This is a genomic window from Sphingobium terrigena, from assembly GCF_003591655.1.
GTDB lineage: Bacteria > Pseudomonadota > Alphaproteobacteria > Sphingomonadales > Sphingomonadaceae > Sphingobium > Sphingobium terrigena.
The window spans coordinates 83306-102890 of record NZ_QVRA01000012.1; the positions used below are offsets into that span (position 1 = coordinate 83306).

At 64.6% G+C, this 19585-nt stretch carries 14 protein-coding genes; 10 read left to right on the forward strand and 4 right to left on the reverse strand.

The features are described 5' to 3' along the window. Positions 1 to 69 precede the first annotated feature (69 nt). A complete protein-coding gene (gene parE / locus D0Z70_RS14355; RefSeq protein WP_119747570.1) occupies positions 70 to 2046 on the forward strand; it encodes a DNA topoisomerase IV subunit B in 1977 nt (658 codons plus the stop codon). Between the two features lie 32 nt (positions 2047 to 2078). Next, entirely contained in the window at positions 2079 to 3353 is a 1275-nt protein-coding gene (locus tag D0Z70_RS14360; protein WP_119747572.1) for a serine hydrolase, read from the forward strand. A 42-nt stretch (positions 3354 to 3395) separates the two neighbouring features. On the opposite strand, the gene D0Z70_RS14365 is transcribed toward D0Z70_RS14360, so the two are convergent. Continuing rightward, on the reverse strand, positions 3396 to 4760 hold the full coding sequence (locus D0Z70_RS14365; protein WP_182913974.1) for a methyl-accepting chemotaxis protein: 1365 nt from the start codon (positions 4758 to 4760) through the stop codon (positions 3396 to 3398). A gap of 143 nt (positions 4761 to 4903) precedes the next feature. On the opposite strand from D0Z70_RS14365, the gene D0Z70_RS14370 reads away from it, so the two are divergent. The 3 genes from D0Z70_RS14370 to D0Z70_RS14380 are packed head-to-tail and all read left to right on the forward strand — an operon-like array spanning position 4904 to position 7934. Further along, positions 4904 to 6079: a vWA domain-containing protein gene (locus tag D0Z70_RS14370; RefSeq protein WP_119747577.1), complete on the forward strand. Its 1176-nt coding sequence runs from the start codon at positions 4904 to 4906 to the stop codon at positions 6077 to 6079. Next, positions 6079 to 7059, forward strand: a complete 981-nt coding sequence (locus tag D0Z70_RS14375; RefSeq protein ID WP_119747579.1) for a 2OG-Fe(II) oxygenase — start codon at positions 6079 to 6081, stop codon at positions 7057 to 7059. The genes D0Z70_RS14370 and D0Z70_RS14375 overlap by 1 nt, the downstream gene beginning before the upstream one ends. Next, positions 7056 to 7934 carry a DUF817 domain-containing protein gene (locus tag D0Z70_RS14380; RefSeq protein ID WP_119747581.1) on the forward strand — a complete coding sequence of 293 codons (879 nt, stop codon included), beginning with the start codon at positions 7056 to 7058 and terminating at the stop codon, positions 7932 to 7934. The genes D0Z70_RS14375 and D0Z70_RS14380 overlap by 4 nt, the downstream gene beginning before the upstream one ends. Before the next feature lie 106 nt (positions 7935 to 8040). On the opposite strand, the gene D0Z70_RS14385 is transcribed toward D0Z70_RS14380, so the two are convergent. Then, the gene (locus D0Z70_RS14385; protein ID WP_119747583.1) at positions 8041 to 9126 is read right to left on the reverse strand and encodes an anhydro-N-acetylmuramic acid kinase; all 1086 of its coding nucleotides are present in this window, start codon (positions 9124 to 9126) and stop codon (positions 8041 to 8043) included. 54 nt (positions 9127 to 9180) lie between these two features. On the opposite strand from D0Z70_RS14385, the gene tyrS reads away from it, so the two are divergent. Continuing rightward, positions 9181 to 10398 carry a tyrosine--tRNA ligase gene (tyrS, locus tag D0Z70_RS14390; protein WP_119747665.1) on the forward strand — a complete coding sequence of 406 codons (1218 nt, stop codon included), beginning with the start codon at positions 9181 to 9183 and terminating at the stop codon, positions 10396 to 10398. A gap of 76 nt (positions 10399 to 10474) precedes the next feature. After that, positions 10475 to 10828 (forward strand): PilZ domain-containing protein, encoded by a 354-nt coding sequence (locus tag D0Z70_RS14395; protein ID WP_119747585.1) that lies wholly within the window; start codon positions 10475 to 10477, stop codon positions 10826 to 10828. Between the two features lie 7 nt (positions 10829 to 10835). Here the strand turns inward: D0Z70_RS14395 and recG are convergent, their stop codons facing one another. Next, positions 10836 to 12899: an ATP-dependent DNA helicase RecG gene (gene recG / locus D0Z70_RS14400; protein WP_119747587.1), complete on the reverse strand. Its 2064-nt coding sequence runs from the start codon at positions 12897 to 12899 to the stop codon at positions 10836 to 10838. An 87-nt stretch (positions 12900 to 12986) separates the two neighbouring features. Between recG and D0Z70_RS14405 the strand changes: the two genes are divergently transcribed. The 3 genes from D0Z70_RS14405 to D0Z70_RS14415 all read left to right on the forward strand — a co-directional run bounded on the left by D0Z70_RS14405 (position 12987) and on the right by D0Z70_RS14415 (position 17291). Beyond that, entirely contained in the window at positions 12987 to 13253 is a 267-nt protein-coding gene (locus D0Z70_RS14405; protein WP_119747589.1) for an FAD assembly factor SdhE, read from the forward strand. Positions 13254 to 13367: 114 nt separating this feature from the next. Further along, entirely contained in the window at positions 13368 to 16832 is a 3465-nt protein-coding gene (gene mfd / locus D0Z70_RS14410) for a transcription-repair coupling factor (protein WP_119747591.1), read from the forward strand. A 63-nt stretch (positions 16833 to 16895) separates the two neighbouring features. After that, a complete protein-coding gene (locus D0Z70_RS14415) occupies positions 16896 to 17291 on the forward strand; it encodes an MAPEG family protein (RefSeq protein WP_119747667.1) in 396 nt (131 codons plus the stop codon). Between the two features lie 178 nt (positions 17292 to 17469). Here D0Z70_RS14415 and D0Z70_RS14420 read toward each other — a convergent pair whose 3' ends face one another. After that, positions 17470 to 19527, reverse strand: coding sequence for a putative bifunctional diguanylate cyclase/phosphodiesterase (locus D0Z70_RS14420; protein ID WP_239018934.1), 2058 nt, complete (start codon positions 19525 to 19527; stop codon positions 17470 to 17472). Positions 19528 to 19585 lie beyond the last annotated feature (58 nt).

Consider the following 19585-nt stretch of genomic DNA (forward strand, 5'->3'; position numbering starts at 1 on the left):
CATTTCGTTGCTGTTGCCATTTCAGCACAGCGCTTGCGTGGATCGCTCGCCTGCCTATAGCTTGTCGGCATGTCCGATGACCTGTTCGCCGCCCAGCCCACATCCTCCCCCGGCTATGACGCCTCCGCCATTGAAGTGCTCGAAGGACTGGAACCAGTCCGCCGCCGCCCCGGCATGTATATTGGCGGCACGGACGAGCGCGCGCTGCACCATCTGGCGTCCGAAGTGCTGGACAATAGCATGGACGAGGCGGTCGCTGGCCATGCCACCCGGATCGAGGTGACGCTGGAGCCGGGCAACCGGCTGACCATCATCGACAATGGCCGCGGCATCCCGGTCGATCCGCACCCGAAATTCCCCGGCAAGTCGGCGCTGGAGGTCATCATGACCACGCTCCATTCGGGCGGCAAGTTCACCGACAAGGCCTATGCCACGTCGGGCGGCCTGCATGGCGTCGGCATCAGCGTGGTCAACGCGCTGTCGACCACCACCATGGTAGAGGTCGCCCGCAACAAGGAGCTGTTCCGTCAGAGCTTTTCGCAGGGTCACCCTACCAGCACGCTGGAAAAGGTGGGCGCGGCCCCCAACCGGCGCGGCACGTCGGTCAGCTTCGTTCCCGATACGGAGATTTTCGGCGAACAGAAATTCAAGCCTGCCCGGCTCCATCGCCTCGCCCGGTCCAAGGCCTATCTGTTCGCGGGCGTCGAGATACGCTGGAAATGCGCGCCGGAACTGATCAGCGACGATACGCCGACCGAGGCCGTGTTCCAGTTTCCCGGTGGCCTTGCCGATCATCTGAAAGAACAGGTTGGCGACCGCGAATGTGCGACCAGCGTGTTTTTTGCGGGCAATCAGGATTTCCCCGGCACCGCCGGGCGGGTCGAATGGGCGGTCGCCTGGCCGCTCTGGTCGGATGGCAGCTACAGCTGGTATTGCAACACCATCCCGACGCCCGATGGCGGCACCCATGAAGCGGGGCTGCGCACCGCTCTGGTCAAGGGCATCCGCGCCTTTGGCGACCTGATCGGCCAGAAAAAGGCCAAGGACATCACGGCCGACGACATCATGACGTCATCGGAAATCATGCTGTCCGTGTTCATTCGCGATCCGCAATTTCAAAGCCAGACCAAGGATCGGCTCACCAGCCCGGACGCGGCGCGGCTGGTGGAAAATGCGGTGCGGGACCATTTCGACCATTTCCTGACCGACCATATGGATCGCGGCAAGGCGCTGCTGGCCTATGTCATCGACCGGATGGACGAGCGGCTCAAGCGCAAGCAGGAAAAGGACGTCAAGCGCAAGACCGCGACCAGTGCGCGCAAGCTGCGCCTGCCCGGCAAGCTGACCGACTGTTCGACCGACAATCCCGAAGGCACCGAAATCTTCCTGGTCGAAGGCGATTCGGCCGGCGGCTCCGCCAAACAGGCGCGCGATCGCAAGACCCAGGCGATCCTGCCCCTGCGCGGCAAGATTTTGAACGTCGCGTCGGCCAATAATGCCAAGATTTTGGCCAATCAGGAAATTGCCGACATGATCCTGGCGCTGGGCTGCGGCACGCGCAAGGACTGCAACCCCGACAATCTGCGCTATGACCGCATCGTCATCATGACTGACGCCGACGTGGACGGCGCGCATATCGCGACGCTGCTGATGACCTTCTTCTTTCAGGAAATGCCGGAACTGGTGCGGCGCGGGCATCTCTATCTGGCGCAGCCGCCGCTCTATCGCATCGTGGCTGGCGGCAAGAGCCTCTATGCCAAGGATGATGCGCATCGCGAGGCGCTGATGCGCAAGGAATTCAAGGGCAAGAAGGTCGAAGTCAGCCGCTTCAAGGGGCTGGGCGAAATGAACCCGATGCAGCTGCGCGAAACCACCATGGACCCCAAAACCCGCAGCCTGATACGCATCACCCTGCCCGCCGATGTCGAGGAACGCGCCAGCGTGCGCGATCTGGTCGACCGGCTGATGGGCACCAACCCGGCGCACCGCTTCGCCTTCATTCAGGAAAATGCGGCAGCGGTCGACGAAGAAGCGATCGACGCATGAAATGCCGTCTAACCCGGATACGGATCTAGCGTGTGCGGCTCTGGTCGATCCTCATCACCCTGTTTGTGATTTTTCTGCCGACCGGCAGCCTTGCCCAACCCACTGTCGCCTATCAGCAACGGGCATCGCAGCTGCTCGACATGCTCAGCGCCCCTGGCGGCGAGGACGCCTATTTCTCCACCCTGTTCCTGGACGCCGTGCCGGTAGCGCAATGGCGCGCACTGGCCGCCGATCTGCGCAACCAGCATGGCAGGCCAGTGGCGCGCGGGGCGGTGCAGGTCGAAAGCCCCACCACGGGGGTGGTGGAAATTCGCTATGAGCGGGCAACGGTCGGCTTCACGCTGGTGGTCGCGCCGCAAGCGCCCCACCGCGTCATCGGCCTGCAACTGGTTGGCACGCGGCAAAGCGGTGACAGCATGGACCGGCTTCTGGCGGATATCGCCGGCCTGCCCGGTCGGGCGGCCCTGTCCATAGCCCGGCTGGACGAGGCTGGGCCGGTCTGGCTGCATGACCACAGGGCCGATGCGCTGATGGCCATCGGGTCATCGTTCAAACTCTATATAGTGGCAGAACTCGCCCGCGCCGTTGCGGCGGGGGAGCGGCGCTGGAGCGATGTGATTCCGCTTTCGCACAAGAGCTTTTCCGGGCGACTGCTCACCACGCCGGACGGTGCGCCGATGACGCTGCACAGTCTGGCGCTGGCGATGATCGCGGAGAGCGACAATAGTGCAGCTGATACGCTGTTGCTGGCGCTGGGGCGCACGAAGGTGGACGCGATGGTGGGGATAAGCGGCCATGCCCGCCCGGACGCGACGCTGCCGCTGCTGACCACGGCGGAGGCGTTCGCGCTCAAAATGCCCGCCAATGCCGACCTTGCGCGCCGCTATGTCGGCGCGACGCCCGACGCGCGCCGCGCGCTGATTGCGGCCGACGCCAAACGGCTGACAGCGGGCGCGGTGGATATCGGCACGGTCGCGGAAGTGCCGACCGCGATCGACAGCATCGAATGGTTTGCCACACCACGCGATATGGTTCACCTGCTCGACTGGCTGCGGCGCAATGGCGGCGATGCTCTGCCGATCATGGCGGTCAATCCCGGCATCGCGCCCGCCGACGCGAAACGCTGGCGCTATCTGGGCTATAAAGGCGGATCGGAGCCGGGCGTCATCGCCATGAATTTCCTGGCGCAGGCGCGCGATGGCCGCTGGTTCGCGATTGCGGCCAGCTGGAACGACAACACCGCCCGCGTCGATGAAGCGCGCTTCGTGGCGCTGCTGACCCGTGCGCTGAACCTGATCGCGGGGTAGCCTGAAATCAAACGGGAAACCGCCCTGTCCCGATCTCGTCCGTCAGATCAGATAGCCCACCTCATACAGGCCCCAACGCCGCCCTTCAAAAATCAGCGGCACGAACACGCTGCGCAGCGCGCGATAACGGCCCTCGCCCAGATCCTGCCGATAGGTGTACAGGAAGAAATCCCCCTCCCCGTCCAGCGCGCGGCGGGTCTGGCTGTCCATGAACATCTGGCGGTTGCGCGCATGTTCCATGTTCCAGCGCGGGTCGCCCGGCCGCTGGGGCTGGCTGCGCGTGCTGATATGGGTAGGCAGATAACCGTTCATGTCGATGAGGCAGCAGCCCACGATCGCACTGTCCTCGCTCGTACGCCGGTCGAGCGTCGGGCGCAGCAGCGCGTCGGCAAAGGCGGTGAAGCGGGTCTGATATTGCACCGGGTCCGAACCCTCGATCGCGCGATAATCACTGTCGAACAGGTCAGCGAGGCTCAGTTGATTATCCGCAATTCCCTGCTGGATCAGCGCCATCACCTCGTCCGCACCTTCCTCCGCCAGTGCGATATAGCGGCTGTTTCGGGTCCGCCCCGGCCCATGGGCGGCGGTATCGAGCATGGCGTTGGCCATTCCCTCCAACCCTTCCAACTGCCCGCGCGCCACCTCAACCCGTGTCGCGCTTTCGCTCGCCGACCGGCTGAACAGCGCCAGCCCCTGCCGCAACGCCGCGACATCGCCATCGGCTTCGTCGGTGCAGGTCACGATCGCGTCGGACCGTTCGGCAAATTGCGTCACCAACGACGCGATCTCCGCCATGCTCATCCGCAGCCGGTCGATATGCGTGCCAACATCGCGCCCGCGCACGATATTGGCCTCCACCCCGCCGATCAGCCGCCGCGCATCGCGATCCAGCTGGCCCAGCTTGTCGCCAACCGACGCCGCCGATTCGCCCGCCTGCCCCGCCAGCCGCCGGATTTCATCCGCCACCACGGCAAAGCCCTGCGTCGCTTCCCCGCCGCGCGCCGCCTCGATCGCGGCATTGATGCCGAGTAGCCGCGTTTGCCGCGCGATCGCGCCCAGCTCGTCGGAGATGTCGCCCACCGCCTCGATCACCGACAGGAACTGGCGCAAATGTCCCTCAAGCCCCGTGACATGCTCGACCAGGCCCGCCACTTCGCCCAGCGACAGGGTGACGACCTCATGCCCGTCGGCGATGATCCGCCCGGCCCGGCGCGCGGTCAGGCTCAATTCCTGCGCGGCAGCGACACTCTCATTCTGGCTGGTGGCCAGCGTATCCATATTCGCCTGCAAATCTGACAGGCGCGCCGAATCCTGCTGAATGCGACGGTTCAGCTCGCTCAGAAAGCCGGCCGTTTCGCTGCATTGCAACGCGATATCACCTGACCGTTCACCAAGGTCAGCCAGCAAGTCCCTGTTTTCCAAGCGTGCGCCCCAAATTTCTGGAAGAACGAATAGTGACGCATTAACCATGCACTGCAACACTTAATATTCCGACAAGCCATCAATCCGGCCGCTTGCATCGCGCGCCGCGCTGCCCGACAAGGGCGGACATGCTACTCAATTTTCTCGATGCGCTCCGGGCCGCTGGCATCCCCGCCAGCATCAAGGAGCATCTGCTGCTGCTGGAAGCGCTGGACCGCGACGTCATCGAACGGCGACCGGAGGATTTCTATTATCTCGCCCGCGCCACCTATGTGAAGGATGAAGGGCTGCTTGATCGCTTCGATCAGGTGTTCGGGCAGGTGTTCAAGGGCGTGCTGGGCAGTTCGGGCTTGGAGGCGGAGATACCGGAGGAATGGCTGCGGCTGGTCGCCGAAAAATATCTCAGCCCCGAAGAGATGGAGAAGATCAAGTCGCTGGGCGACTGGGACGAGATTATGGAGACGCTCAAGAAGCGGCTGGAGGAACAGCAGGGGCGGCATCAGGGCGGCAATAAATGGATCGGCACCGGCGGCACATCCCCCTTCGGCCATGGCGGCTATAATCCCGAAGGCATCCGCATCGGCGGGGAGAGCAAGCATAAGCGCGCGATCAAAGTGTGGGAAAAGCGCGACTTTGCCAATCTCGACAACACGAAGGAACTGGGCACCCGCAATATCAAGGTCGCGCTGCGCCGCCTGCGCCGTTTCGCGCGCGAAGGATCGGCAGAGGAACTGGACCTCGACGAAACCATCCGTGGCACCGCGCGACAGGGCTGGCTCGACATCCGCATGCGCCCGGAACGGCATAATGCGGTCAAGCTGCTGCTGTTTCTCGATGTCGGCGGATCAATGGACCCGTTCGTCAAGCTGTGTGAGGAACTCTTCTCCGCAGCCACCAGCGAATTCAAGAATATGGAATTTTTCTACTTCCATAACTGCCTTTATGAAGGGGTGTGGAAGGATAATCGCCGCCGCTTTGCCGAGCGCACCCCGACCTGGGACATCCTCCACAAATATGGTCATGACTATAAGGTGATCTTCGTCGGCGACGCGGCGATGAGTCCCTATGAGATCAGCCATCCGGGTGGCTCGGTCGAACATATGAATGAGGAAGCGGGCGGGGTGTGGCTGCAACGGGTCGCCCATACCTATCCCGCGACCGTGTGGCTCAACCCGACGCCCGAAGCGCATTGGGGCTATAGCCAGTCGACCCGCCTGATCCGCGAGGCAATGAACGACCGCATGTATCCGCTGACGATCGAGGGCATCGACGCGGCCATGCGGGAGTTGACCCGCAAGCGCTGATGCCGAGCGTGGCCGCAGAGGCGCTGGCGCTGCTCCAGCGCGGCGACAGCGCGTCGGCGCGTGGGCTGATTGATGCCGGTTGCGCACGCGGTGATGGCGACGCGCTGGCGATGCGGGCGCTGTGGCGGGTCGAGGGGCGGCTGGTGCTGCGCGACCTGCCTGCTGCGCGCGCTGATCTGGCCGCTGCCGACACGATCGGTGCCGCGCGGATTCTGGCCGGTTTCCTCGCCATCGGGATCGGTGGCACGCGCGACTGGGCCGGGGCGCTGGCGATGCTCGACGACTGGGCGGACCGCGATCCAATCGCCGCGCAGCAACGCGCCCTGATCGCCGCGATGGCGATCGACGCCAAAGGCGATCCGCTCGACCTGCCTATGCCCCAGTCGCTGTCCGACAACCCAATGATCGTTGCCTTGCCCGGCCTGCTCACCGCGCCGGAATGTGACCTGCTCGCCACCCTGTCCGACCGGCGGCTGCGTCCGGCGCTGATCTTTCACGAAGGGCAAAAGCGCTTCATCGCCGATCCGGTCCGCGATTCGGATGCGGCGGGCTTTCCCATCGTGTCCGAATGGCCCGCCGTCCACGCTATCAACCGCCGCCTGGCCGCCGCCAGCGGCACCGCCGTCGAACAGGGGGAGACGCTCCAAGTCCTGCGCTACCGCCCCGGCCAGCAATATCGCCCCCATCTCGACGCCGTGCCGGGCCTCACCAACCAGCGCAGCCTGACCCTGCTGATCTATCTGAACGATGCCTATGACGGCGGCGAAACCCATTTCACTCGCCTCCCCCTCACCCATCGCGGCCGCAAGGGCGACGGTCTGCTTTTCGCCAACACCCTGCCCGACAGCCGCCCCGACCCGATGAGCGAACATGCCGGGCTACCGGTGCAATCCGGCATCAAGCTGATCGCCAGCCGATGGATCAGGCAGCGACCGCCCGAAGTCCCGGACGGCTTTGGCCAGCATGAGGCGATGGCGTGAAACCTGCGCCGAGCGACCAGACCCGCTTTGCCCGCATACGCCTTGCGCTGGAGCAGACCGCCATTGCACCGGGGTGGCGCGGTCCTGTTTTCGAATTTCTGATGTTCGGTTTCAAACAGGGATGGGCCTGCCTGTTCGGCGGCTTGATCCTCGCGCTGCTGCTCGGCACGCATTTTTTCTACCCGGCCTCAGCACCACTACACCGTTACGACTTTCTAACCCTGTGTGCGCTGGCGATCCAGATCGGCATGATCGCCTTCCGGCTGGAAACATGGCGCGAAGTCGCGGTCATCGGCATATTCCATATCGTCGGCACAGTGATGGAATTGTTCAAGACGGCGGCGGGTTCCTGGGCCTATCCCGAAGCCAGTCTGCTGCATATTGGTGCTGTCCCGCTCTTTTCCGGTTTCATGTATGCGGCGGTCGGCAGCTATATCGCGCGCGTCTGGCGCATCTTCGATTTCCGTTTCAGTGCCTACCCGCCGCGCTGGACCAGCTTCGTCCTTGCCGCCGCCATCTATATCAATTTCTTCGCCCATCACTGGCTGCCCGATATTCGGCTGTTGCTGTTCGGGGTTACCGCTCTGCTGTTCGGACGCTGCCGCATCTGGTTCAGGGCGCTCCACCATCACAGGTCGATGCCACTGTTACTGGGCTGGTTCCTCGTCGCCCTCTTCATCTGGTTTGCCGAGAATATCGCTACCTTTGCCAATGCCTGGAACTATCCCGATCAGGCCGACGGATGGCGCATGGTATCGCCGATGAAAATGGCGGCCTGGTATCTGCTGATGATCATCAGCTTCGTTCTGGTGTCGCTGGTGTCGCCGATCAGACGGCCACCCGCTGCTTCTGCGAATAACGGTGCGATGACTTAACTTTGAGCCGTTCGTTTCGAGCGAAGTCGAGAAACCTGCGCGCGACGTTTCTCGACTTCGCTCGAAACGAACGGAGGTTGGGTGTTCAACCCAACGTCACCACATTTTAAGGGCGAAACAGCACCCCGCCCGCCATCGGCTCCGGCGCGCCCGTCGTCCCCGGAAAGCTGATCGGCAGCCCCTCCAGATGGCGCACCGCCATATAGGCAAAGCCCTGCGCCTCCAGCGCGTCGCCGTCCCATCCCAGCGCGTCCACAGCCCGAACCGCCACGCCGCAACGCGCAGCCAGCATCGCCATCAACGTCCCATTATGCCGCCCGCCACCAGCGACATGCAGGCATAGCGGCCGCTCGGTCAGATGGTCGATGCCCCGCGCCACCGCCGCAGCCGAAAAGGCGGTCAGCGTCGCCGCGCCATCTTCGAGGCTCAGCCCCTGCACCGCATGAATCGTGAACGCCTCCCGGTCGATGCTCTTGGGCGGCGGCACGGCAAACCAGGGGTCGGCCAGCATCGCCGCCAGGCGTGCCTCATCGACCGTCCCAAGCGCCGCACAAACCCCGCCCGCGTCATAGGCCGCATCCCCGTGCGCCTGCATCCAATTGTCGATCAGCCCGCTCGCCATGCCGGTGTCGAAAGCCGTCAGCGCCCCGTCCGATCCGATCGCAGTGACATTGGCGACCCCGCCCAGATTGAGGATCGCCACTGGCTTGTCCAGCCCGGCGGCCAGCGCGCGATGATAGACCGGCAGCAGCGGCGCGCCCTGACCACCCGCCGCCACATCCGCACTGCGCAGGTCGCCGACCACCGGAATCCCGAACGCCCCGGCCAGCGCCGCGCCATCGCCAATCTGCCAGGTCCAGCGCCGGTCGGGCCGGTGCGCCACGGTATGGCCATGAAAACCAATGACGCCAACATCCTCCGCCACATGGCCGCTGCGCCCCAGCAGGTCGGCCACCGCCTCGACATGCAATTCGGTGAGTTCCGCCTCGACCGACGCGATCAGCGGCTCGAACCCCGGTGCGTCCATCGTCATGGCGCGGCCGCAGGCTTCGGCCAGCCGCACGCGGAAGCCGTCATGATAGGGTTGCGCATGAAAGGCGACCGGCTTGACCAGCCCGTCCCCGTCAGTCTCGATCAGCGCCGCGTCGATCCCGTCGCGCGATGTCCCCGACATCAGGCCGATTGCCAGCATTTACGACTCTCCGCCTCTTTTACAGCCGCTCTCCCAATGCTACAGGCGCGCGCCATGAGCAACTATCAGTCCGACCTCCTGCGCCTGCTCGACACGCGCGGCTATATCCATGACGTCACCAATGCGGCGGGTCTCGACGCGCTGGCGCAAAAGGAGATCGTGCCGGGCTATATCGGTTTCGATCCGACCGCGCCCTCGCTCCATGTCGGCAGCCTGGTCCAGATCATGATGCTGCGGCGGATGCAGCAGGCGGGGCACAAGCCGATCGTCCTGATGGGTGGCGGCACCGGCAAGATCGGCGATCCCAGCTTCAAGGATGAAGCGCGCAAGCTGCTGACCGACGATCTCATCACGTCCAACGTCGCCAGCATCAAGCGGGTGTTCGAGAAGTTCCTGACCTTTGGCGATGGTCCGACCGACGCGGTCATGGTCGACAATGCCGACTGGCTCGACAAACTGGAATATATCCCCTTCCTGCGCGACATCGGCCAGCATTTCTCGGTCAACCGGATGCTTAGTTTCGACAGCGTCAAGATGCGGCTGGAGCGTGAGCAGTCGCTCAGCTTCCTCGAATTCAATTATATGATCCTGCAAGCCTATGACTTTCTGGAACTGTCGCGCCGCTCCGCCTGCCGGTTGCAGATGGGCGGATCGGACCAGTGGGGCAATATCGTCAACGGCATCGAACTGTCGCGCCGGGTCGATGGCACGCAGGTCTATGGGCTGACCAGCCCGCTGATCACCACGGCGGACGGCGGCAAGATGGGCAAGACGATGAACGGCGCGGTCTGGCTGAATGCCGACGCGCTGCCGCCCTATGATTATTGGCAATTCTGGCGCAACACCCAGGATGCCGATGTCGGTCGATTCATGCGGCTGTTCACCGACCTGCCGCTGGACGAGATCGCTCGGCTGGAAGCCTTGCAGGGCGCGGAGATCAACGAGGCCAAGAAGATATTGGCCGATGCCGCCACCGCCATGGCCCATGGCGCGGAAGCCGCGGCTGCGTCTGCTGAAACCGCCCGCAAGACTTTCGAGGAAGGCGCGTCCGACGCCAACCTGCCAACGGTCAGCATCGGTGCGGAGGGGCTGACCGTGGTGCAGGCCAATGTCGCGCTCGGCTTTGCCACGTCGAACAAGGAAGCGCGCCGGAAATTGTCGGAAAATGCGATCCGGGTGAATGGGGAAGTGGTGAACGATCCCGCCCTGACGCTCAAACCGGGCGACAAGGTCAGCTTCGGTGCCAAGAAGCATGGGATCGTGGTCGCCTGACGCAGAAAGAATGTTAGGGAGAAATTAACGTTCTCCCCTAGCAAAGCGTCCATCTTCGCCGCCCTAGGCTGCGGCCATGTCGTCGCTGTTCGCCAATCTCAATCATGTCATGCGTTCGCGCGATCCAGCGGTGGATCAGCGCCGCGCCGCGCGTGACCTGGTCGATATGGTCAGCCATGTCACGGCCCGCGGCCGCACCCATGGCGTGCGGATCATCAACATCTCCGCGCTCGGTGCCATGTGCCGCAGCGATGGCGAATTGCTGATGGGCGAACGGATGACCATCTGGCTGCCGATCCTGAAGGACCATCCTGCCGAAGTGCGCTGGGTCGAGGATGGGCGGCTGGGCATCGAGTTTCTGAAACCCATTGCCCCGCGAACCTATGATGCGCTGATGTCCCTCGTCCCGCCGCGCCGGACGGCCTGGTAGCAGGTCGCTACCCGCCCCGCAGCAACCCTACCGCCGCATCCCGTTCGAACAGATAGAGGCAGGTTCGCGCTGCCTGCCCGCGCGGGCTGTCGAGGCCGCCGTCACGGTCGATCAGCAGATGGGCGTCATCGCGCGCCGCGTCCAGCAAGGACGCCAGATGCTCCGGCGTGGCCAGCTTCAACTGCTGCTCGCCCGACTGGCGCGTCCCCAGCACTTCGCCCGCGCCGCGCAGCTTCAGATCCTCTTCGGCAATGCGGAAGCCATCGTTGGTTTCCCGCATCAATGCCAGCCGCGCCCGCGACGTTTCGCCCAGTGCGTTGCCGCGCAGCAGCAGGCAGACCGACGGCTTTTCACCGCGACCCACCCGTCCGCGCAACTGGTGCAATTGCGCCAGCCCGAACCGGTCCGCGCCCTCGATGATGATCAGGCTGGAGTTGGGCACATCGACGCCGACCTCGATCACCGTGGTCGCAACCAGTATCTGCGTCCGGTTGGCGGCGAAGGCCTCCATCGCTGCATCCTTGTCCGGTCCCTTCATCCGGCCATGGACCAGCCCCACCCGATCGCCAAAGCGCAGCTTCAACGATTCGGCCCGCGCTTCGGCTGCCGCCTGATCACTGGTCTCGCTCTCCTCGACCAGCGGGCAGACCCAATAGGCCTGCCCGCCGCCCTCGACATGGCGGGCCAGCGCATCGACCACTTCGTCCAGCCGGGTGGCGGCCATCACCACCGTCTGGATCGGCTTGCGACCTGGCGGCATCTCGTCCAGCTTGGACACCTCCATCTCGCCATAATATGTCAGGGTCAGTGTCCGGGGGATCGGCGTCGCCGTCATCACCAGCAGATGCGGCGCGCGCTCCGCCTTGTTCGCCAGCATCATCCGCTGGGCCACGCCGAAGCGATGCTGCTCGTCGATCACCGCCAGACCCAGATGCTTGTACTGCACCGCCTCCTGAAAGATCGCGTGGGTGCCGACGAGGATGTCGATGCTGCCATCGGCCAGCCCCATCAGCGTGGCTTCGCGTATCTTGCCCTTGTCGCGCCCGGTCAGGATGGCGATCTCCACCGGCAGGCCCGACGCCGTCTTGCGCAGCGTCTCATAATGTTGCCGCGCCAATATCTCGGTCGGGGCCAGCATCGCCCCCTGCATCCCGGCCTCGACCGCATTCAGCAAAGCCATCAACGCCACCAGCGTCTTGCCCGACCCGACATCGCCCTGGAGCAGCCGCAGCATCGGCGTGGCCTGCGCCATGTCGCCCTCAATCTCGCCGAACGCCCGGCGCTGCGCTCCGGTCGGCGCGAAGGGCAGCTTCAGCATCGCGCGCAGCCGCCCGTCGCCCGCGATCGGCACGCCCCGCCGCCGCCGCGACGATTGTCGCACCAGCATCAGCGCCAGTTGCCCGGCGAAAATCTCGTCATAGGCCAGGCGTTCGCGGGCCATGGCGTCAGACGGGTCGGCATGAATCCGCGCCAGCGCATCCCGCCATGCCGGCCAGTCCTTGCGGGCCAGCAGGCTGGGTTCGATCCATTCGGGCAGGTCCGGCGCACGGGCCAGCGCCTGTCCCACCAGATCGCGCATCCGGTTATTGGTCAGCCCTTCGGACAGACCATAGACCGGTTCGCGCGCGGGGATGGTCGCGGCCTCGTCGGGCAGCAGCACATGGTCGGGGTGGACGATCTGGAGATTGTCGCCATAGGCCTCCAGCTTGCCCGACACGAATTTGGGTTCACCCAGCGGCAACAGCTTGCGCGGCCAGGCGCTGTTCCTGCCGAAATAGGTCAGCGACACATAATTGCCATGCCTGTCGGTCGCATGGACGCGGAACGGCGCGCGGGCGCTGCCGCTGGCGCGATAGTCCACCGGGGTCAGGACGATGCCGATCACCCGGCCCGCATCGGCCATATCCAGCTCGTCGGTCAGGACGCGATCGACCCAGCTGACCGGCAGATGGAACGCCACATCGACCGCGCGCGCCAGCCCCAGCCGCTCCAGCGGGCGGGCCAGCGCCGGTCCAATGCCCTTAAGGACAGAGATTTCGGCAAAGAGCGGATTGAGAATATCGGGTCGCATGTCTATCTGGCCAGCATCTACCCCAGCTGGGACGATGGCACAAACATCCGATCGGCTTTTTCGGCGTGTCCGCAAAAGGAACAAATTGTGAACGATGATCCCCAGATGCGCCGCCTGAAATTCCGCGCCTGGCACCGTGGCACGCGCGAATCCGATTATGCCGTCGGCGGCTTTTTCGAGCGCTATCACAGCGAATGGAATGCCGAGGAAATCGCCTGGTTCGAGCGGTTCATGGATGAACAGGATGCCGACATCATCGGCTGGGCGCTGGGTACCATCCCAGTGCCGGACGAATGGAAGGGACCAATGATGGACAAGTTCCTGAAGCTCGATTTCGTGAAGATCGAAAACTGACCAGCTCCCCCCTCCCGCAGGCGGGAGGGGGTTAGGGGGTGGGCGTGCGCCACCTCTGTTCCGCTGGCCCACCCCTAGCCCCTCCCGCAAGCGGGAAGGGAACGAGTAGTGAATATGACCGATCTCCAGAAAATCCTCCGCGCCAAAGCGCCGCTGACCCTGTCGGGCGTTCCTGCGGGGTTCCAGCCCTGGCTGCTGGCGGACATCGCCCGCGCCTCGCCGAGCCGCGCCGTATTCGTCGCCTCCGACGAGCAACTGATGCGGGCAGTCGCGGAGACGGCGCATTATTTCGCGCCGGAGATCGAGATCATCGAAATCCCGGCATGGGACTGCCTGCCCTATGATCGGGCCAGCCCGTCGCTGCGCACCGCGTCAGCGCGGCTTGCCGGGCTGTACGCCTTGCAGGCCAAACCCAACGGCCCACAACTGGTCCTGACCACGCTCAACGCCCTGACCCAGCGGACACTGACCCCGTTCCGCGTCCGGCAACTGGTGGCCAAGCTCGCACCCAAGGAGCGGATCGCGATAACGCGGCTGGCCGAGATGCTGCAGGCCAATGGTTATGTCCGCACCGATACCGTCCATGACCGGGGCGAATTTGCGATTCGCGGCGGCATTGTCGATCTGTTTCCGGGCGGTGAGGAGCAGCCGCTCCGCCTCGATTTCTTCGGGGACGAGATAGAGACGGTCCGCCGCTTCGATCCGGGCGATCAGCGCACCACCGGCAGCGTCGATGGCTTCACCCTGCTCCCCGCGTCCGAAGCATTGCTGGACGAGGATACGATCAAGCGCTTCCGCGGTCGCTATCGCGAGATGTTCGGCGCGACCGCGACCGGCGATCCGCTCTATCAGGCGGTCAGCGACGGACGGCGCTTGTCCGGCATGGAACATTGGCTGCCCCTGTTTGAGGAAAAGCTGGTCCCACTGTCCGACCATCTGGCCGAGGATGCCGTCATCATCCGCGACCATGGCGTTGTCGGTGCGGCCGATTCCCGGTTCGAGGCGATCCGTGATTATCACGCCAACCGGGTGCAGGCGAAATCGTCCGATCCGGGTGCCTATCGCCCGCTCAAGCCCGACCTTCTCTATCTCGACGCCGCCGAATGGGACGCGGTCGTCGCCCGCTGGCCGATGCACGTCGCGACGCCTTTTCACGAGCCGGACAGCGCCACCGTGCTGGATTTCGCCGTCGATGGTCCGCGCGATTTCGCGCCGGAACGCGCGCAGAACGCCAATGTCTATGAAGCGGTCGGCAAGCATATCGGCACGCTGCATCGGACGAAAAAAAAGGTCGTGATCGCCAGCTATTCCGCCGGCGCGCGCGAACGGCTGTCGGGCTTGCTCGCCGACCATGGCGTCAAGCGGATGGCGGCGGCGGACAGCTGGCAGGAGGCGCTGGGGCTGGCCGCCAATGGCAGCGTGGTGCTGACCATCCTGCCGCTCGACCATGGTTTCACCGCGCCCGACGTCGCGGTGCTGACCGAACAGGATATGCTGGGCGACCGGCTGGTCCGCCGGGCCAAGCGCAAGAAAAGCGCCGATGCCTTCCTCGCTGAGCTGGCGACGCTCTCACCCGGTGATCTGGTCGTCCATATGGACCATGGCATCGGCCGCTATGAAGGACTGACCCAGATCCCGGTCAGCAAGACCGCGCATGACTGCGTGGCGCTCAGCTATGCCGGCGGCGACAAATTGTTCGTGCCGGTGGAAAATCTCGAAGTCCTTTCCCGCTATGGCTCCGACAGCGAAGGCGTGGGCCTCGACAAGCTGGGCGGCGAAGCGTGGCAACGGCGCAAGGCCAGGATGAAGGAGCGCATCCGCGAAATTGCGGGTGAACTGCTCAAGACCGCCGCCGAACGGGCGCTGCGCGCCGCCACCGTCGCCGAACCTGACAGTGCGGGCTATCCCGCCTTTGTCGATCGCTTCCCCTATCAGGAGACCGAGGATCAGGAGCGCGCCATCCTCGACGTGATCGAGGATCTGGGCGCGGGCAAGCCGATGGACAGGCTCGTCTGCGGCGATGTCGGTTTCGGCAAGACCGAGGTGGCGTTGCGCGCGGCTTTCGTCGCGGCGATGGCCGGGATGCAGGTCGTGCTGATCTGCCCCACCACCCTGCTCGCGCGTCAGCATCATATGCAATTCGAGGAACGCTTTCGGGGCTTCCCCGTCAATATCGGCCGCCTCTCGCGCCTCGTCCCCGACAAGGAGGCCAAGGCGGTCAAGGCGGGGCTGGCCGATGGCACGGTCGATATTGTCCTTGGCACCCATGCGCTGCTGGCCAAGGGGCTGGAATTCAAGCGCCTCGGCCTCGTCATCGTCGATGAGGAACAAAGGTTCGGCGTCACCCACAAGGAACGGTTGAAGTCGCTCAAGACCGACGTGCATGTCCTGACACTGACGGCGACACCCATTCCGCGCACGCTGCAAATGGCGATGTCGGGGCTGCGCGAACTGTCGGTGATCCAGACCCCGCCGGTCGATCGTCTGGCGGTGCGCAGTTACATCATGCCGTGGGACGGGGTGGTCATCCGCGAAGCGCTGCTGCGCGAACATTATCGCGGCGGACAGAGCTTCTTCGTCGTCCCGCGCATCGCCGACCTGACCGAGATTGAGGAATATCTCCGCACCGAAGTCCCAGAAATCAAGGCCATCGTCGCCCATGGCCAGATGAGCGCGACGCAGGTGGAAGAACGCATGTCGGCCTTTTACGACAAGCGCTACGATGTGTTGCTGTCCACCACCATCGTTGAATCCGGACTGGACATCCCCAGCGCCAACACCCTCATCATCCACCGCGCCGACCGTTTCGGCCTCGCCCAGCTCTATCAGCTGCGCGGGCGCGTGGGCCGGTCCAAGACCCGCGCCTATGCCTATATGACGACCCCCGCCAACCGCATCATCACCGAAACGGCGGAAAAGCGCCTGAAGGTGCTGTCCGATCTCGACACGCTGGGCGCAGGCTTCCAGCTGGCCAGCCATGACCTCGACATTCGCGGGGCGGGCAATCTGGTCGGTGACGAACAGTCAGGCCATATCCGCGAAGTGGGCTTTGAACTCTACCAGTCGATGCTGGAGGAGGCGATCCTCGACGCCAAGGCGGGCGGCGCTGGCCTTGAACCGCGCAGCGACAGCTTCTCGCCCCAGATCAGCGTCGATGCGCCGATCATGATCCCCGACGATTATGTGCCGGACCTCGACCTGCGCATGGGACTCTACCGCCGCCTGAACGAGGTGGAGGACCGGCAGGGTCTGGAATCCTTCGCCGCCGAACTGATCGACCGTTTCGGCAAGCTGCCCGCGCCCACGCAAAACCTGCTCAAGATCATCGAGATCAAGCAGAATTGCGTGAAAGCCAACATCGCCAAGATCGATGTCGGGCAAAAGGGCGCGCTGGTCAGCTTCTTCGAGGATCGCTTTCCGAATCCCGCAGGGCTCGTCGCCTATATCCAGCGGCTCGACGGCGTGGCGCGGCTGCGGCCCGACAGCAAGGTGGTGGTCAACCGCAACTGGGCCGACTCCGCCGCCCGCCTCAACGGCGCGCTGCAATTGTCGAAGGGGCTGGCCAAGGCGGCCGGGTGACCGCTTGTCGTCCGCCGGGCGATAGCTTAGGCTGAGGCGTCAACGGGGTGGGAGATGAAGATCATGGCTGTCGAACTGTTCGTGCTGGCCTGGAGCATGGTGCTGCTCCTGATCCACATCTTCGCCGCCGCCCATGTCAAGACGAAGCAATATGGCACCAACTGGAACATGGGCGCGCGCGATGAGACATTGCCGCCGCTCAACCCGGTGGCCGGTCGTCTGGCGCGGGCGCAGGCGAATTTTCAGGAAACCCTGCCCATCGCCATCGTCGCGCTGATCGGCGTCGTGGTGGCTGGCCGGTCGAGCGAGATGACCATGCTCGGCGCCCATATCTGGCTGGGCGCGCGCATCCTCTATTTGCCGGTCTATGCGTTGGGCATCCCCAAAATCCGCACGCTCATCTTTCTTGTCAGCCTGTTCGGGCTGGGCATGGTGCTGTGGCCGTTACTGCGCCTGTAGAATATAATACCCGTTCGCCCTGAGTAGACATTGAGCGAAGTCGGAGTCGCAGACGACCGTAGGTCAAATGGCATATCGAAGGACCAGGCGCTGCGCATAATGCTTCGATACGAGCCTTCGACAAGCTCAGTCTCTACTCAGCACGAACGGATGTTAGGCAAACTAAGGGCATTGCGCTTCAGCCCGCCAGCACCAGCGCGACCAGATCGGCGGACGACACACCTGCTGACCGCAGGAAGCCCTGATAATAATCGCATCCCTCACGCGCTAGCAAATCAAGCTGCTGCTGCGTCTCCACCCCTTCCGCCACGACCTTCAGGCCCAGCGACTTGGCCATGTGGATGACCCCGCGCACGACGATGCGGTCGCGCGCAGTCCCGGCAATATCCTGCGCCAGCCCGCTGTCGATCTTGAGATAGTCGAGCGGCAGGCTTTTGAGATAGGCGAGGCTGGAATAGCCTGTGCCGAAATCATCGATCGCAACTGCCAGCCCCTCCGACCGGAGCGCGGTCAGCAAAGCGGCGGCGGCATCGACATCCTCGATCAGCCCGCTTTCGGTGATCTCCACCGTAAGCCTTGACCGAGGAAAGCCGCTGCTGTCCACGATCGCCAGCAACCCGCTCATGAAACCGGGCTGGGCAATGTCCGCAGCCGTCACATTGATCGACAGGCGCAGCGCCGACAGGGCGCGCGGCCATGCCGCTGCCTGCCGCAACGCCTCCACCTGAATATGCGCCGACAGCGGCAGCATATAGTCGGACCGTTCGGCAGTGGCGAACAATATGCCCGCGCCCAGCGGCCCATATTGCGGATGGTTCCAGCGCGCCAGCGCCTCAACCCCGCTGATAACCTCCGAATCCACCGGATATTGCGGCTGGAACACGATGCCTATCTCGCCGCGATCGAGCGCAAGCCGCAGGTCGGTTTCCAGCTGGTCGGGATCGACCTGACGACTGTGGCGATCGGTCGACAGGATGCGAATGCCCTCCCCGCCCGCCTGCCGCGCATCGGCCAGCGCGGTGCCGGCGCGGCGCAGCAAATGGGTCGCATCATCTTCGGGGCGAGCCTGCGCGATGCCGCAGCGGGCGATCAGGCGGATGAGATGATCGCCCGCGCTGAACGGACGACCGATCGCCGCGATCAATTGCCGCGCCAGGAAGGTCGCGCGGTCGCTGCCCGCCACTTCGCCGGTCAGGCCGACCAGAAATTCGGTGCCGGTGATGCGCGCGACCATCGCGCCGGGCGCGACGTCATCGACCATCCGCTCGATCCGTCTGGCGATGCGCCCCAGCAGCGCGTCGCCGACGACCTGGCCATAGGCCGCGTTCATCCGCTCAAACTGGCTGATCGACAGCAATATGGCGGTAGTCGCCAGCCCGGTCCGCCGGTCGAGCCAGTCCAACGCCGCCTGCCGCGATCGCAGCCCGGTCAGATAGTCGCGGCTCGCCAGATCGCGCTCCTGCGCGTCCGACAGCCACTCGACATCGGCGGCGACCACGCCATCCTCGATCCGCAGATGGTGGACCAGCCGGTTGCCGGGCCTGTCGGGCAGGTCATGCGCCAGCGCGGCGGGACGCCCCGCCCGCATCATCACCCTTAGCGCCGTCAGCACCGCGCGCCGCTCCGCCCGTGGCAGGCGGCGGATCAGCGCCGCAGGATGCACCCGCGCCATCGGCAAATCGAGATGACGGGCGAGACTTTCGCTCAATCGCAGCAGCAAATCGCTGCGCCCCAATTCCCAGTAGAGCGCGTCGCCGCGGCGGATTCGCTGGGCGCGCTGGCTGTGCGATGCCCCGCCGCCCAATCGCTCCACCAGCCGCTGCGCCGATGCCAGAGCCGCGCGCAGCGATGCCTCGCTATAGGGGGCGGTCAGGAAATGGGTGGCCCCTGCATCCAGCAGGTCGGGGATCATCGCTTCGTCCGCCTGATCGACCAGCACGATCAGCGCGCCGCCGCCCGCTTCCATCGCCGGCACCAACGGAGCCAGCAGCTTCGCTTCCCCGCCACCTGCGCGCATATCCACCAGTGCGACCTGCGCTTCGCTGCGCAAATAGCGCTGCGGTGCCTCCCGCGCACGGCGCGCACCAATGGCGCGCCAACCAGCCGCCTGCGCGGCATGGCACAGCCCGTCCCGGTCGCCAGGCGACAGGATGAAGAGGCTGCGCTGTCCGTCTGCGGCCTGATCCGCGATCACTGATATGGTCCCCTGGGCGCGCGCATCCTGCCGCCTTAGCATCAACGGGTTACCGACGTCTTGCGTATCCCGCAACCGGGGTGCTTGCGCGAGGCAGGTC